Raw genomic sequence first — 14731 nt, forward strand, 5'->3', positions numbered from 1 at the left:
GGCAGGAATAGTTTCTATTCGCTGCCTTTTTCCTTATTCTCATTCAAATCGCATTTATTCAGGAAGGATTTGGTTTCTTCTGTAGCTGTCAGGGTTTTCCCCGGATAAAGTTCATCCAATGCTTTTATCATCGTTTTGCCAATTCCCTGATGGCGGTGTGAAGGATTGACAGAGATATGCTGAATTTCCAAGTTACTGTCACTTGCAGTTACACCTACCAGCCCAATAATATCTTCGCCTTCTTTCCATAGAAACAACTGCCAATTTTCTTCCATTTCATATTGCTTCATCGTTTGCTGCAATCTTTTCAAATCTTTCTCATTTGGCATAAAAGATAAAAGACCCATTGCAATTTTTTCAAATGATTTTTTATATCGAATTAGCATATTAATCCCTCATTATTTGAATAAAAACATCATAAACTATTTTTCCCAATTTATTAACTTTGTAAACTTCCCTTACCATTATATGTACTCAGGCTGAAGATTGTTATCTTACGGATCAAACCGGCTGATTTATTACTTTCTCCTTATCTTGCCTTATCCCTGATCTGCACAATCTTTATACGATGAAAAACCAGTAAACCAGTCCCCAACCGAGACTTAGCACCAGCAATAAAATAAAAAGAAGCCAATTGCTTTTTTTCATAATTATTTACTGCCTCCACTTTACAATATCAAACCTATTTCTTTTTAAACTATCATTCATTTTACACTATTCTCTTTTATAATTCCATTCCGCTTGCTGAATTAGGAATATTGAGCTAATGTTTCGTTTAGGGACCTGTGCAACCTTTTCTATTTTTTATCGTCTATTAACAAGTAAAGCCATCATGTTTCCGTATGAAAAAGCAATGGCTTTAATATTTTACTCCGGGAGGAAACAAAATGAAATGGAATAAAATACTTGCCATATTTATGATGTCGCTGATACTTCTTATGCCACTACAGGCATTTGCTGACATGACTGAAGGTGACATGATCATCACTTTGGGAGAGAACTTGTCCGAAGAACAAAAAGATATGCTTCTCGCAGAGATGGAAGCTCCCAAAGATGCAACCATTATGACCGTTTCAAATGAAGAAGAACATAAATATCTGGGTAACTATATTTCCAAAGCACTAATCGGAACAAGGGCCATATCTTCTTCAGCGGTCACAATCGCAAAATCTGGCTCTGGACTCGAAGTAGAAACCAAGAATATTAACTGGGTAACGGATGAAATGTATATTAATGCGCTTATAACAGCAGGCGTAAAGGATGCGAAAATCTATATAACTGCTCCTGTTCCTGTTTCAGGTACCGCCGCTTTAACCGGAATCATCAAGGCTTATGAAGTTTCCGCAGAAAAAACCATTCCCGAAGATGTAAAGCAGGCTGCCAACGAAGAAATGGTTGAAACGGCCAAGCTTGGAGATTCGGTAGGCACGGAGAATGCAGCCGCTTTAATTGCAAAGATAAAAGAAGAGATAGCCAAAAATTCCCCTGAGACCGATGCAGAGCTAAGAACCATTATCGAAAATGCAGCAAAGGAACTCGGCATTACTTTAACAGAACAAGAGGTTTTAAGTTTAATAGATTTATTTAATAAGCTAAAAGAGCTGGATATCGACTGGAACCAGGTAGGCGATCAGCTTAATCAGGCAAAAGACAAAATCTCCAAGTACCTTGAAAGTGAAGAAGGCCAAGGATTCTTAGAAAGCCTAAAGCGTTTTTTCGTTAGCGCAATAGACGCTATTAAAGCCTTTTTCTCTTAATTGCACAGCCTCAAAAGTAAAGCTGCCTGGTCCCAGGCAGCTTAATTTTTTATTTTTTCATTGATCGGCAAATCCAATCGCAATATATCCTCGTACGTTTCCCTTTTGACAACCAGCTTCGCTTCGCCATTTTCAACAAATACTACAGGCGGCCTTGGAATACGGTTGTAATTGTTGGACATAGAATAGCCATAAGCACCGGTGCAAAAGACAGCCAAAATATCTTTATCTCCTGCCTTCGGAAGCGGCAAATCCCAGATGAGCATATCGCCTGATTCGCAGCATTTACCTGCAATCGAAACAGTCTCTTCCGGCTTCTCCATTACTCTGTTGGCCAAAACTGCTTCATACTTTGCCTGATATAGAGCCGGTCTGATATTGTCACTCATTCCGCCATCCACTGCCAAATAGTTTCTGACATTCGGAACTTCTTTGCGGGAACCAGTCTTGTATAGTGTAGTGCCTGCATCTCCAACAAGGGAACGGCCCGGTTCAATCCAAATCTCAGGCATCTTCATTGAATAATGCTCAGCCTGATTTTTAACTTCCCCAATAATTTCTTCAACATATTGAGCTGCAGGAATGGGATCATCATCCCCTGTATAGCGGATCCCGAAGCCTCCACCTAAGTTAAGCACTTGTGGTTCATAAGAGTAAACTTCTTTCCATTCATTCATCTTTTCAAAAATTTTCTTGGCCGCCAAAATAAATCCTGTTGTATCAAAGATCTGGGAGCCAATATGGCAATGAAGTCCAAGTGTTTCGATCCAGGCGGAATCCATAGCCTTTTTTAAAGCCTCTTCAGCCTGGCCGTTTTGAAGGTCAAATCCAAATTTGGAATCTTCCTGCCCTGTTAAAATATAGTCATGAGTATGGGCTTCAATTCCGGGTGTTACCCTTAAAAGGATCTTAGTCTTAATGGCAAGGGATTCACAAGTTTCCTGAAGTAGGTCCAGTTCATAAAAATTATCGACAACAATACAGCCGACGTTGAACTTAAGAGCCATTTCCAGTTCTTCCCTGCTCTTATTATTGCCGTGAAAATGGATCCTTTCAGGAGGAAAATCAGCTGCAAGAGCTGTGTATAATTCACCGCCTGAAACAACATCAAGGGATAGGCCCTCCTCATCAACCACCTGTACCATGGCTACAGTGGAAAAAGCTTTGCTCGCATATGCTACTTGAGCCGTAATTCCCAGCTTCTCAAAGGTCTGCTTAAACCCTCTTGCTCTTTCCCTTATTAGAGCTACATCATATACGTATAATGGCGTTCCAAATTGGCCGGCGAGTTCAACAGTGTCCATACCGCCTATCTCCAGATGCCCTTTGTCATTAACTTTCATGGTGCCGTGAAAAAACATGTTTCCCCCTCTTCCCTTTTAGCAAAGCACAGGACGCTTTTTATTCAGCAAGATTTTAGAAGAAGTGACTCCCTCTTTTAAAAATCAAGCTGCATTTGCCCCAGCTAACTCAATAAAAATTTATTAAAGAAATAGACAGTTTCTGCAAGAGACTGTCTATTCTGTTTCCTTTAACCCTTTATTCAATTAAAAACACTTTACCATATTTCGTGCATTTTCGCAATCGGCATTCCGCACATATCTTATTTCACGGCTGCTTATAACGGTTTTTTGTCTGAACGATGCTTGGCCGTATTTTTGAACCAGGCATTGATCGGCGAATCAAAATCTGTGTAAAGGCAACCGGGCTAAACGGAATAAACGGCCATAAATAAGGAGTATTCAAAGATTTAATGCTTGCCAGAATCAAGATGACCAGTGTTAACCCCACGACTAGTCCAGGTGTATGGAACAGGGCTACTGATACCAGAAGGCCCAGTCTCACTATTTTATTTGCAATGCTCAGCTCATAGCTTGGGGTCGCAAATGTCCCGATTGCCGCCAAAGCTACGTACAAAATAACTTCCGGCACAAACAAGCCAACATCAATTGCGATTTGCCCTATGAGTACCGCTGCAATTAGGCCCATTGCTGTCGAAAGCGGTGTCGGCGTATGAATAGCTGCAATTCTGAGGAATTCAATTCCAACATCAGCAAGGAACAATTGCACAATTACTGGTACATTTGTTTCTTCATTTGGGCCGACAAACGCAATTCTTTCCGGCAAGAGCGAAGGCTCCAAAACAAACAAAAACCATAACGGCAACAGTACGATAGATGCAAGCAATCCGAGAAAGCGAATCCAGCGGACAAACGTTCCAACTGCTGGGGATTGTCTATATTCCTCAGCATGCTGCAAATGATGAAAATAAGTGGTAGGTGTGATGATGACACTTGGTGAAGTATCTACAAATACAATGACATGCCCTTCGAGCAAATGGGCAGCTGCCACGTCAGCTCTTTCAGTATAGCGGACAAGCGGGAACGGGTTATAGCCCTGCTTTAACAAAAATTCTTCAACTGTTTTATCTGCCATTGTAATTCCATCAATTTCGATGGCTTTTATTTCTTTTCTGATAAGGTCGACCAAATCCTTATTGGCTACATCTTTAATATAACCTATAGCAACATCTGTTTTTCCACGCTCACCTACCCGCATAATTTCAAAACGGAGTCTTTCATCCCTTATTCTTCTTCTTGTTAACGCTGTATTTACAATAATATTTTCAACATATCCATCGCGTGAACCGCGTACAACTTTTTCAGTATCGGGTTCTTGCGGTGTCCTTCCTGGATAGCTTCGGACATCTACAACAAGACCTACTCCCGCTCCCTCTACAACCACTACAATAAGCCCTGATAGTACTTGGTCAACCAGCTCATCCATTGTTTTTATATGTTCAACCGACTGGTGCATAATTCGATTTTCAACTATTTCAAACAGTTTAGTTGAAAGCTTTTCATTATCGTTAATTTCAACAAGCCCTTCAACGATTTCAATAATAAACTGGGTATCAGTCAAGCCATTTATATAATAAAAATGGACATCTTTTCTTAAAACCTTTAGCTTGCGGACTCCTAAATCAAAACTATCCCCCAAGCCAACTCTGTCTTTCATATACCTTTCAATTTCTTTAACAGATTCAGGAATGGGCATTTTATCGTTCTTCTTGCTGTCAGACATCATATCCGCTCCTTTCCAAAACAAGTTCTACTGCCTTCCTGGTAATTGGTGAACCTTTATCGTAATGGTCCTTTTTCGACATTTTTCCAATATCGCCAATTCCCACAATAATCGGAACATCTAACTGATCAAGACAATATACAGTATCGCCATTGATGCGCCCGGCCTCCATCTCAGGAACACCAAACTTATCAACACCATATGGGGTGAGCTCCCCATTGCTATCAATACAAACATCAACTTTTGTCCATTCAGCCTGCCTCGTTTTCGAAGCTACCGCTATAACACCTAAAACATGGATATCTTTATGGCACGCCACATATTTCAGGGCATTCTCTCCTGCACCCTCCCCAATAAATCCGCTGTCATCAAACATGACTAGGACAGGGTCATGGGAGACTTTTTTTATAAGCTTAACGATTTGCTGGCCGGTTAAAACAGATGGATTTCCATGAGACAAGGACAAGCATCTGCCTCCGATTTCCTTTGCAACAAGCTCAACAGTTTTCCTTGCATAGTCGTCTCCATCAGTTATAAGAATGACGTGCCTCTGATCATCCATAATAGTTTTCCTTTCTGAATGAATATTGTTTAAACAAAACTCTGCAGCCAGCCTGTTCGGCAGTACATTATCTTATTTGTTAACAAAGTACACCCATTGAAATAGTGAGCCGATTACTTTTCCAAATACAAACGCCATCAGTAATATGGCAATTTTTCCATCAACTCCGATTCTTTTCGCAAGGATTGGAAAAACGTTCAACACCTCAGTTAGGGCGGCTGCAAGCATTCCTACGAATACACCTGCTGCCAGTCCTAGCGGAACCAAAAGATATGGTGTAAAAAACAAAACCGGATTCCAAAGGGACGCCAATGCTCCTGCCAATGCACCTAAAACGACTGCAGCTTCGTAATGGTGAATCATTTTCATCGTTTTAGTCAGTTGAGTGAGTCTTGGTATGATTCCCAAAACCGCCAAAAATGCAACGAAACCTGAGCCAACCGCCAATCCTCCCGCCAATCCAATGATCATCACCAAAACAACATTAATTGTCATCAATGTGCTTCATACTCTCCTTGTTCTCATGTAAAGCAACATAATTATCTAGGTCAAGCTGATAATTAAACATTTCCACTTCCAAAGGGCTTGGTTCTTCATTAAGCCGTTTTTTAAAGACATGATTGAAAAAAATAATCATCCCCAGGCCCAGTCCTATTGAATATGGGATTTGAAAGATGAGCGGCTTGGTATCCACTTCTCCTGTTATAATGGTGTAAATTCTTAGCTGGACAGCTTGCATGCTGACGTCTTCATGGAAATTCATAATGGCCAGTGCAGCCCCAATAAATAGCAGGGCCCAAACCAACAGGAAAAGCGGAAGAGAAACCTTTCGCTTCTTTGTGACAACCTCGACAATTGCCTGAGCCGGCCCTATAGACTGGACTTCCAGGTTCGGAAATGAATTAGTTATAGCGCGGATCACTTTCATAACGTCAATAACGATTATGTTCCGGTCATTGTCCGTTACCCGATACAAAGCAAGTTTGCATAGCGGTTCATAAATATCCTCATCTGCAATGACTTGAGCGATATCCTTGAGAAGTATAATCTCATCCGGCCGAACTTGCAGGCGATGCCGCAAGCGAATATAAACCGTTTTTTCCATTACGCTCACTTCCCACACAGTGATTTCCTCGTATATTTAGTATGAGTTACATATATTTACTTCATGAAGACCAATAATTGGCTGTATTAAGAGGAACTGGTTTTTGAGGCTTTGCAGGAAGGTTTAGAGGACTTTTTAGGAAAAAAGCCTTTATTTTTTATAGTTAGCTGTACAGCAAAAAATCATTCTAAGCATGTTGCTTACAAACTAGTTTTGATTACTGAGTTGATTGGAGTGGAAGGNNTCCCCGCGGGTTCGCTGCGTGACTGGAGCGGAAATCAACGGGCAAGCTTTAGAGTCCAAAACAACAAATTATTTGAAAAGAGCCTTTAGAAGAAGAGCCTAAAATTTGCGAAAACAGCCAAAATAAAAGACCGAATGGATTTTACAAATCCATCCGGTCTTTCATTTGCTGCAATATCTTTTTTTCGAGCCGTGAAACCTGAACTTGGGAAATGCCAAGCCTGACTGCTACTTCAGACTGTGTCTGGTCTTTATAATAGCGTAAATAGACAATCAATCTTTCCCGCTCGTCCAATTCACGTATCGCTTCCTTCAGAGCAATCTTATCAAACCATTTGCCTTCATTGCCATCGTCAATTTGGTCCAGGAGGGTAATTGGGTCTCCGTCATTTTCATACACCGTTTCGTGAATGGATGAAGGGATCCGGCTTGCTTCCTGTGCCAGAATGATATCTTCAGGGGAAATCTCAAGATGCTCGGAAAGCTCAGTCACAGTTGGAATACGGCCAAGTGTTTTTGAAAGTTCATCCTTAGCCTTCCTGATTTTGTTGCCCATTTCCTTTAAAGAACGGCTCACCTTAACGGTTCCATCATCACGGATAAACCTTTGGATTTCTCCGATGATCATAGGGACTGCATAGGTTGAAAACTTTACGTCATAACTGAGATCAAATTTATCAACTGATTTTAATAAGCCAATACAGCCGATTTGGAAGAGATCGTCGGGTTCATAGCCTCTGTTTAAGAATCTCTGGACAACCGACCAGACAAGGCGCATATTTTTCTGGACAATCCGATCCCTCGCACCCTGATCCCCGCTTTGGCTTTGCTTTATAAGCTCCTTGACTTCATGGTCCTTTAAATAAGTTTGGCCCTTATCTGTTTTAACCTCCACATCCATAGCAAGACTCCCTTAATTGCATAGCATTTTACTATTTGATAAATGCTTCCTTAATCGGATCTCTGTGCCTATTCCCGGTTGCGAATTGATTTCAATTTCATCCATGAAATTTTCCATAATTGTAAAGCCCATACCTGACCTTTCTAATTCAGGCTTTGTCGTAAACAGCGGCTGCCGGGCTTCCTCCACATCCATAATTCCAAGCCCTTTATCCTTGATAGTCATATCAATGAAACCATCTTCAATTAGAACAGAAATATAAACAACTCCATTTGGATCATTTTCATAACCGTGGATAATAGAGTTTGTTACAGCTTCAGATACGACTGTTTTGATTTCTGTTAATTCATCCATTGTTGGATCCAGCTGGGCAATAAATGCGGCAACTGTCACACGGGCAAAGGATTCATTTTGACTTAATGCACTGAATTCTAAATTCATAACATTTTTCATAGGTCAGGCAACCCCCAATCTTTGCAAAGCATTTTCCTCGGTCGGCTCTAAACGGATAATCTTAAATAAGCCTGACATATCAAAAAGTCTTTGTACTGCAGGGGAAATCGCACATACAACCATTTCGCCATGTTTTTGCTTGATTTGCTTGTACCTGCCCAAAATAACGCCCAATCCCGAACTATCCATAAAAGAAAGATGTTCAAGGTTTAAAATAATATGATGGATATCATGATCTTCAATTGCTCTCGTCGCCTGTTCCCGCAGTTCATCTGCTGAATGATGGTCCAGCTCTCCACTTAGACGAATACATAAAACATCATGCTTTACTTCCAAATTAATGTTAAGACTCACTACTATAGCCTCCTTATCTGGTATCCTGCACTGAAAAAGCACATATTCCTTGCTTTTCGCTTTTTCCTGCCTGATAGACTGAACCAGAATCAGAAAAAATTCCGGTCTCCGCCCTTATAGTGAGTCAATTTCGATGCCTAACGTTTTATTTCCTTCCTGAAGACAAAACTAGTGTATATTCGCTAAAAATTGTTGTCATATGGTATCTTTTCGACAAGTTCTCAAAAAGGTACCCGCCTTAACTATTCAGTTTTTGTTAACATGCCCATCGAGCGTTTGAATAGTGTCCACCAGCCTGCCTCCTTGTTGTCTTCCTTAGCAACAAGCGGGCTTTCCACCAATGTCTTGCCGTTCTTTTTCAAGGTTAAAGTGCCTATCTTATCGCCTTTTTGAATAGGCGCTTTAATATTTTTATCCAAGGTTACTTTTTGCTCAATATCCTCTATACCTTCGCCCTTTTTCGTTAATAGGGAAATCGGCTCGCTAGTCAGAGCTTCAACCTGTTTCTTCTCGCCTTTACTTACAGATACTTTTCCCAGGGCGTGATTTCTCTCGTACATCGGATGTGTCTTATATTGGCTGAAAGCATAGTCCAGCATCTTTGTAACTTGAGCATTGCGTTCCTTTGAGGTTGGAGCGCCGAATACCACTGTGATGACCCGCATTCCCTCTTTCTGCGCGGTCGCTGTAAGACAGTATTTTGCCTCCGATGTAAAACCTGTTTTCAGCCCGTCTACTCCCGGATAAAAGCGGACAAGTCTATTTGTATTGACAAGCCAGAACTTTTTATCTGAATCCTCACGCAGATAAGCTTCATATGTGCCAGTGAACTTTGTAATATCTTCATATTTTAGAAGCTCTTTAGCCATCATGGCCATATCATAGGCTGTACTGTAATGATCTTCTGCCGGAAGGCCTGTAGGATTCTGAAACTTCGTATTCTTAAGACCCAATTCCTTCGCCTTCTTATTCATCATTTCCACAAAAGCTTCTTCTGAGCCAGCAATTCGCTCAGCCATGGCCACTGATGCATCATTGCCTGAACCAATTGCAATCCCCTGGAGCATCTGCTTGGTGGTCATTTCTTCACCAGGTTCAAGAAATATTTGCGAACCGCCCATTGATGCAGCATACTCGCTTGTTCGGATTTTCTCATCCCATGAGAGTTTACCTTCATCTATGGCTTCCATGATTAACAGCATTGTCATCACTTTTGTCATGCTGGCAGGAGGCAGCTGTTCCCCGCTGTTTTTTTCATATAAAATCGACCCGGTATCGCGTTCGATTAGTATTGCGGACTTCACATTATCCGCCAGATCTGCACCACTTTCCCTTGCAAATCCTGAAGGAACAAAGATTGTTGCCAATAAAAATGTTATTAACATTAATGAGACGATTCGATTCATCACATAAAACCTCCATTCTTTATAGCCTCCATTTTTTCCATTTAAAGAAAATTTATACAGCCTTAGGAGTCCAAAAAGAAAATAAAGAAAAATCATTCGCAGGTCATTTTGAGGATTGGAAATCAGAGGGATGTTAGGGGGACTAATTACTAAATTCTTTTATATGGTTAATTCATACTGATGCAATGCCTTTTTCAAGAAACTTTTGGATTTTACTTCAGTCCCGGTTGCCTTGCAGCTTTAGTAGCCAAAAGAGAAATTTGCATACAGAAAAAGCCGCCAGGCACAAGTTCTGGCGGCTTTCCTTTACTTGATTATTGAGTAATTTCTTCATGAATTAGTACAGGAGCCGGTACTTTTCCACTTGAAATTGTAATGTTTTCATAAAGCATGTTTCTTACTTCTTCTATATTTTCGAAGTTGCTGTAAATTGTAACAAGAGATTCGCCCTTGTTTACCTGGTCACCAATTTTCTTTCTTAAAACAAGGCCTACAGCTAGATCAATTTCTGATTCTTTTGTAGCTCTTCCCGCTCCCAAAAGCATCGCAGCAGTTCCAATTTCGTCCGCTACAATTTCAGATACATAGCCATCTTCTTTGGCTTCCAGTTCAAATGTATATTTTGACTGCGGCAATCTTTGGGGATCATCCACAACAGATGCATCTCCGCCCTGAGAATTAAGGAATATTTTAAAAGTTTCTAACGCAGATCCATCTTTCATTGCATTTTCAAGCTTTTCACGTGCTTCTTTTAGAGAATCCGCTTTTTTCGCAAGGAAAACCATATGGCTGCCTAAGGTCAGGCAAAGCTCTGTCAAATCTTCAGGCCCCTCACCTTTAAGTGTATCAATCGCTTCCTTTACTTCGAGAGCGTTGCCAATCGCAAATCCTAACGGCTGGCTCATGTCGGATATAACTGCCATTGTGTTTCTCCCCACATTGTTCCCAATCCGCACCATTGCCTTTGCCAGTTCCCTGGAATCTTCGAGCGTTTTCATAAATGCGCCGGCGCCTGTTTTAACATCAAGTACAATGGCATCAGCACCTGCTGCAATTTTTTTGCTCATAATCGAGCTGGCAATTAGAGGTATACTATCCACTGTCGCTGTTACATCACGCAGTGCATAAAGCTTTTTGTCTGCAGGAGTCAAATTTCCGCTCTGACCAATGACAGCAATCTTATTCTGGTTGACAAGCTTAATAAATTCATCATTCTCGATTTCCACATGGAAACCTTCAACAGATTCAAGTTTATCGATTGTTCCGCCAGTATGGCCAAGTCCGCGGCCAGACATTTTCGCAACGGGGACTCCGACTGCGGCTACAAGTGGACCAAGTACTAATGTGGTTGTATCGCCAACTCCGCCAGTGGAGTGCTTATCCACTTTAATTCCCTCTATTTTTGATAAATCGATCTGGTCCCCTGACTCTACCATAGCCATTGTCAGATCCGCTCTTTCATTTTCAGTCATTCCCTGAAAAAATATGGCCATTGTCAAGGCACTTACTTGGTAATCCGGAATTGATCCGTCTGTATATCCTTTAATGACGAATTGAATTTCTTCTGTCGATAACTCTTGTCCGTCCCTTTTCTTCTCAATAACATCGACCATTCTCATAACTAAACACCACAGCTTTCATTTAATATCTGTTTTTACACACCAAGTTCTTTTACTATTGCTTTTACATAACGAAGGAAATCTGCTTTAACTTTTTCAGTTGTTTCAATTACTTCTTCATGATTCAACGGCTGGTCAAGAATGCCGGCTGCCATATTTGAAATACAGGAGATTCCGAGTACTTCCATTCCTGAATGGCGTGCGACTATGACTTCCGGGACAGTTGACATCCCAACCGCATCCCCTCCCATTGTTCTAAGCATTCGTACCTCTGCAGGAGTTTCATAGGTTGGGCCAGTATTCCCAACATACACACCCTCCTGGATGTTAAGGTTAAGAGAATCTGCAATTCCTCTGGCAAGCTTTCTTAGCTCTTTGGAATATGCTGTAGACATATCAGGGAAACGCGGCCCCATACGTGAATCATTAGGCCCGATTAGCGGATTGCTGCCCATATTATTGATATGGTCCGAGATTAGCATTAAATCACCAGGTGAAAAACTTTCATTTACTCCACCTGCTGCGTTAGTTACAATCAGTGTACTAACGCCCATTTCATTCATTACACGGACAGGGAAAGTAACCTTGTCAAATGTATAGCCCTCATAATAATGGAATCGTCCTTGCATGGCTACCACTTCAATTCCATTTAAACGCCCGAACACAAGCTGGCCTGCATGCCCTTCAACTGTGGATACCGGAAAATCCGGTATATCGTTATATGGGATCTTAACTGAGTCTTCAATTTCATCTGCAAGTACTCCAAGCCCTGACCCTAAAATAAGTCCAATTCTTGGCTGGCTGGAATATTTGTCTTTAAGAAACTGGGCTGCATTTTGAATTTTACTATAATCCATCATCGATTCTCCTCGTCTGCTTTTTTTCCATTACTTTAATAGGTTCAAGAAACTTTTTCCATATTCTGGATTTTCCACATTAAAGTTTTCGGCAATTGTTGCCCCTATATCGGCAAATGTTTCGCTGATCGGAAGCTCTTTGCCTTCTTCCATGTCCTTTGCATATACAAGCAGCGGTACATATTCCCTTGTATGGTCTGTTCCATGGTGGACCGGATCATTTCCATGGTCTGCTGTAATCATCAATAAATCACCTTCCTGCATCTTTGCAAATACTTCAGGAAGACGGGCATCATACTCTTCCAGGGCTTTTCCGTAGCCCTCCGGATTGCGTCTATGCCCGAATAAAGCATCAAAATCAACCAGATTTAAGAAGCTCAAACCGGTAAATTCCTTATCGAACGTTTCGATTATCTTATCCATGCCATCCATATTTGATGTCGTGCGGATTGCCTCGGTTACACCTTCGCCATCATAAATATCTGAAATCTTGCCAATTGCAACTACATCCAACCCGCTATCAGCCATTTCATTCATAACTGTACGATCAAACGGCTTTAACGCGTAATCATGGCGATTGGAGGTTCTTTGGAAATTGCCTGGCTCTCCAACGAAAGGCCTTGCAATGACACGGCCTACCATATATTTTTCATCCAATGTCAGTTCACGGGCAATTTTGCATATCTTATACTGTTCTTCAATTGGAATAATCTCTTCATGAGCAGCAATTTGCAGAACTGAATCAGCAGAGGTATATACAATCAATGCCCCTGTTTTCATGTGCTCTTCTCCAAGCTCAACCAGAATTTCTGTTCCGCTTGCAGGTTTATTGCCAATTATCTTTCTGCCTGTACGGGATTCAAGCTCGGAAATCAGTTCCGGAGGGAACCCGTCTGGAAACACTCTGAATGGAGTCTGGATATTCAAGCCCATAATCTCCCAGTGTCCAGTCATTGTGTCTTTTCCATTGGAAGCCTCCTGCATTTTCGTATAAAAAGCCATTGGCTTATCGGCTTTTTTGATTCCCTTGATTTCCCGGATATTACTTAAGCCGAGCTTTCCCATGTTTGGCATATTTAAGCCATTCATTCTTTCTGCAATATGTCCAAGTGTATCGGCGCCTTTATCGCCGAATTTCTCGGCATCAGGCGCTTCCCCGATTCCAACTGAATCCATAACAATTAAAAATACGCGTTTATATGTATATTTGGACATCTAAAAACCTCCTAATTTTTTGAATACGGTTACAAAAAATCATATTCGTATAGTACCCTTTTTAGGTGCATTTAACACAGATTCCCTTGTTGTAATAAGTCTGTTCTACCAGTTCATTTACAGAAAGAGAATCCAGATTAGCACTTTTATTCGTCAGAAGTCTGACATCTATATTTTACATAATATACAGGTAATAAAACAAGAAAAAGCTGCCGTTTTTCGTGGCAGCTTTATGACATTTTACTTTTAGGCGTTTATTCTGTTCAAACTACCACTTTAAGCTCGTGGATGAAACTGGCTGTAAACATCCTTGAGCCGTGTTTTCGTTACATGTGTATAAATTTGAGTGGTAGAAATATCAGCATGTCCAAGCATCTCCTGGACTGCACGCAAATCGGCCCCGTTTTCAAGCAGATGTGTTGCAAATGAATGCCGCAATGTATGTGGAGTCAAGTCTTTTTCAATGCCTGCCTCCTGGGCAAGCCGCTTTAGGATCTTCCAAAAGCCCTGCCTTGAAAGGCGTTTACCATGATGGTTCAAGAATAACGCTTCGTCTTTATGCCTTTTGGAAACAAATTTTTCTCTTCCCTCATTTAGATACCTTTCAAGGGCTTCCGTTGCTGTTTTGCCGATCGGCACAATCCGCTCCTTATTGCCTTTGCCGATACATCTTACAAATCCCATTGTTAAATGAACATCTCCTATATCCAGGCCGATCAGCTCGCTGACACGAATCCCGGTGGCATATAACAGCTCAAGCATTGCTTTATCCCGCAAGCCATAATGGTCCTTTATCTCAGGAAATTCCAATAAAGTTTCAACCTCTTCCATATTTAGCACTTTTGGAAGCGACCGTTCCATTTGCGGCGATTCTAGATGGACGGAAGGATCATGGCCCACTGCTTTTTCACGCAGCAGGAATTGATGGAAGGCTCTTACCGAGGCTATGTGCCGGGCCAATGTTTTCGAAGATTTCCCCTGCTTTTTTAAAAAGCCAAGGAAATGGACAATCTGCACACGCTGTACATTCTCAAGGTTCGACAAGTTCTCTTCGGCCTTGAGATATTTCAAATAACTTTTTAAATCTCTCTCATAAGAAACAATCGTGTTCTTTGCAAGCCCTTTTTCTACAATTAAATAATGAATAAAATCTTTTAACTGATCGTTCATATAAT

The 14731-nt window shown here is 41.1% G+C and carries 15 protein-coding genes; 1 reads left to right on the forward strand and 14 read right to left on the reverse strand.

Annotated elements, in window-relative coordinates; all coding sequences use genetic code 11:
• Positions 1-14 precede the first annotated feature (14 nt).
• Positions 15-386, reverse strand: coding sequence for a GNAT family N-acetyltransferase (locus J7I93_RS02045; RefSeq protein WP_214722790.1), 372 nt, complete (start codon positions 384-386; stop codon positions 15-17).
• Positions 387-887: 501 nt separating this feature from the next.
• On the opposite strand from J7I93_RS02045, the gene J7I93_RS02050 reads away from it, so the two are divergent.
• Complete coding sequence (locus tag J7I93_RS02050; protein WP_214722791.1) at positions 888-1757, forward strand: DUF1002 domain-containing protein; 870 nt, start codon at positions 888-890, stop codon at positions 1755-1757.
• Positions 1758-1798: 41 nt separating this feature from the next.
• Here J7I93_RS02050 and lysA read toward each other — a convergent pair whose 3' ends face one another.
• The 13 genes from lysA to xerD all read right to left on the reverse strand — a co-directional run bounded on the left by lysA (position 1799) and on the right by xerD (position 14726).
• Positions 1799-3118, reverse strand: a complete 1320-nt coding sequence (lysA, locus tag J7I93_RS02055) for a diaminopimelate decarboxylase (RefSeq protein ID WP_214722792.1) — start codon at positions 3116-3118, stop codon at positions 1799-1801.
• 247 nt (positions 3119-3365) lie between these two features.
• Complete coding sequence (locus J7I93_RS02060) at positions 3366-4841, reverse strand: spore germination protein (protein WP_214723034.1); 1476 nt, start codon at positions 4839-4841, stop codon at positions 3366-3368.
• Positions 4834-5403: a stage V sporulation protein SpoVABEA gene (gene spoVAEA, locus J7I93_RS02065; RefSeq protein ID WP_214722793.1), complete on the reverse strand. Its 570-nt coding sequence runs from the start codon at positions 5401-5403 to the stop codon at positions 4834-4836. Before spoVAEA ends, J7I93_RS02060 begins: the two co-directional genes overlap by 8 nt.
• Before the next feature lie 72 nt (positions 5404-5475).
• Positions 5476-5898, reverse strand: coding sequence for a stage V sporulation protein AB (locus tag J7I93_RS02070; protein WP_214723036.1), 423 nt, complete (start codon positions 5896-5898; stop codon positions 5476-5478).
• On the reverse strand, positions 5888-6508 hold the full coding sequence (locus tag J7I93_RS02075; protein ID WP_214722794.1) for a stage V sporulation protein AA: 621 nt from the start codon (positions 6506-6508) through the stop codon (positions 5888-5890). Before J7I93_RS02075 ends, J7I93_RS02070 begins: the two co-directional genes overlap by 11 nt.
• Positions 6509-6893: 385 nt before the next feature.
• Positions 6894-7652 carry an RNA polymerase sporulation sigma factor SigF gene (gene sigF / locus J7I93_RS02080; protein ID WP_214722796.1) on the reverse strand — a complete coding sequence of 253 codons (759 nt, stop codon included), beginning with the start codon at positions 7650-7652 and terminating at the stop codon, positions 6894-6896.
• 12 nt (positions 7653-7664) lie between these two features.
• Positions 7665-8105, reverse strand: coding sequence for an anti-sigma F factor (gene spoIIAB / locus J7I93_RS02085; RefSeq protein WP_214722798.1), 441 nt, complete (start codon positions 8103-8105; stop codon positions 7665-7667).
• A 3-nt stretch (positions 8106-8108) separates the two neighbouring features.
• Positions 8109-8459, reverse strand: a complete 351-nt coding sequence (spoIIAA, locus tag J7I93_RS02090) for an anti-sigma F factor antagonist (protein WP_110064298.1) — start codon at positions 8457-8459, stop codon at positions 8109-8111.
• Between the two features lie 242 nt (positions 8460-8701).
• Positions 8702-9865, reverse strand: coding sequence for a D-alanyl-D-alanine carboxypeptidase family protein (locus J7I93_RS02095; protein WP_214722800.1), 1164 nt, complete (start codon positions 9863-9865; stop codon positions 8702-8704).
• 314 nt (positions 9866-10179) lie between these two features.
• Positions 10180-11484 carry a pyrimidine-nucleoside phosphorylase gene (locus J7I93_RS02100; protein WP_214722802.1) on the reverse strand — a complete coding sequence of 435 codons (1305 nt, stop codon included), beginning with the start codon at positions 11482-11484 and terminating at the stop codon, positions 10180-10182.
• 35 nt (positions 11485-11519) lie between these two features.
• Positions 11520-12341 (reverse strand): purine-nucleoside phosphorylase, encoded by an 822-nt coding sequence (locus J7I93_RS02105; protein WP_214723038.1) that lies wholly within the window; start codon positions 12339-12341, stop codon positions 11520-11522.
• 30 nt (positions 12342-12371) lie between these two features.
• Entirely contained in the window at positions 12372-13556 is a 1185-nt protein-coding gene (gene deoB / locus J7I93_RS02110; RefSeq protein ID WP_214722804.1) for a phosphopentomutase, read from the reverse strand.
• Between the two features lie 276 nt (positions 13557-13832).
• On the reverse strand, positions 13833-14726 hold the full coding sequence (gene xerD / locus J7I93_RS02115; RefSeq protein ID WP_214722805.1) for a site-specific tyrosine recombinase XerD: 894 nt from the start codon (positions 14724-14726) through the stop codon (positions 13833-13835).
• Between the last annotated feature and the right edge of the window lie 5 nt (positions 14727-14731).

The organism is Bacillus sp. ISL-47, assembly GCF_018613175.1.
Lineage (GTDB): Bacteria > Bacillota > Bacilli > Bacillales > Cytobacillaceae > Cytobacillus.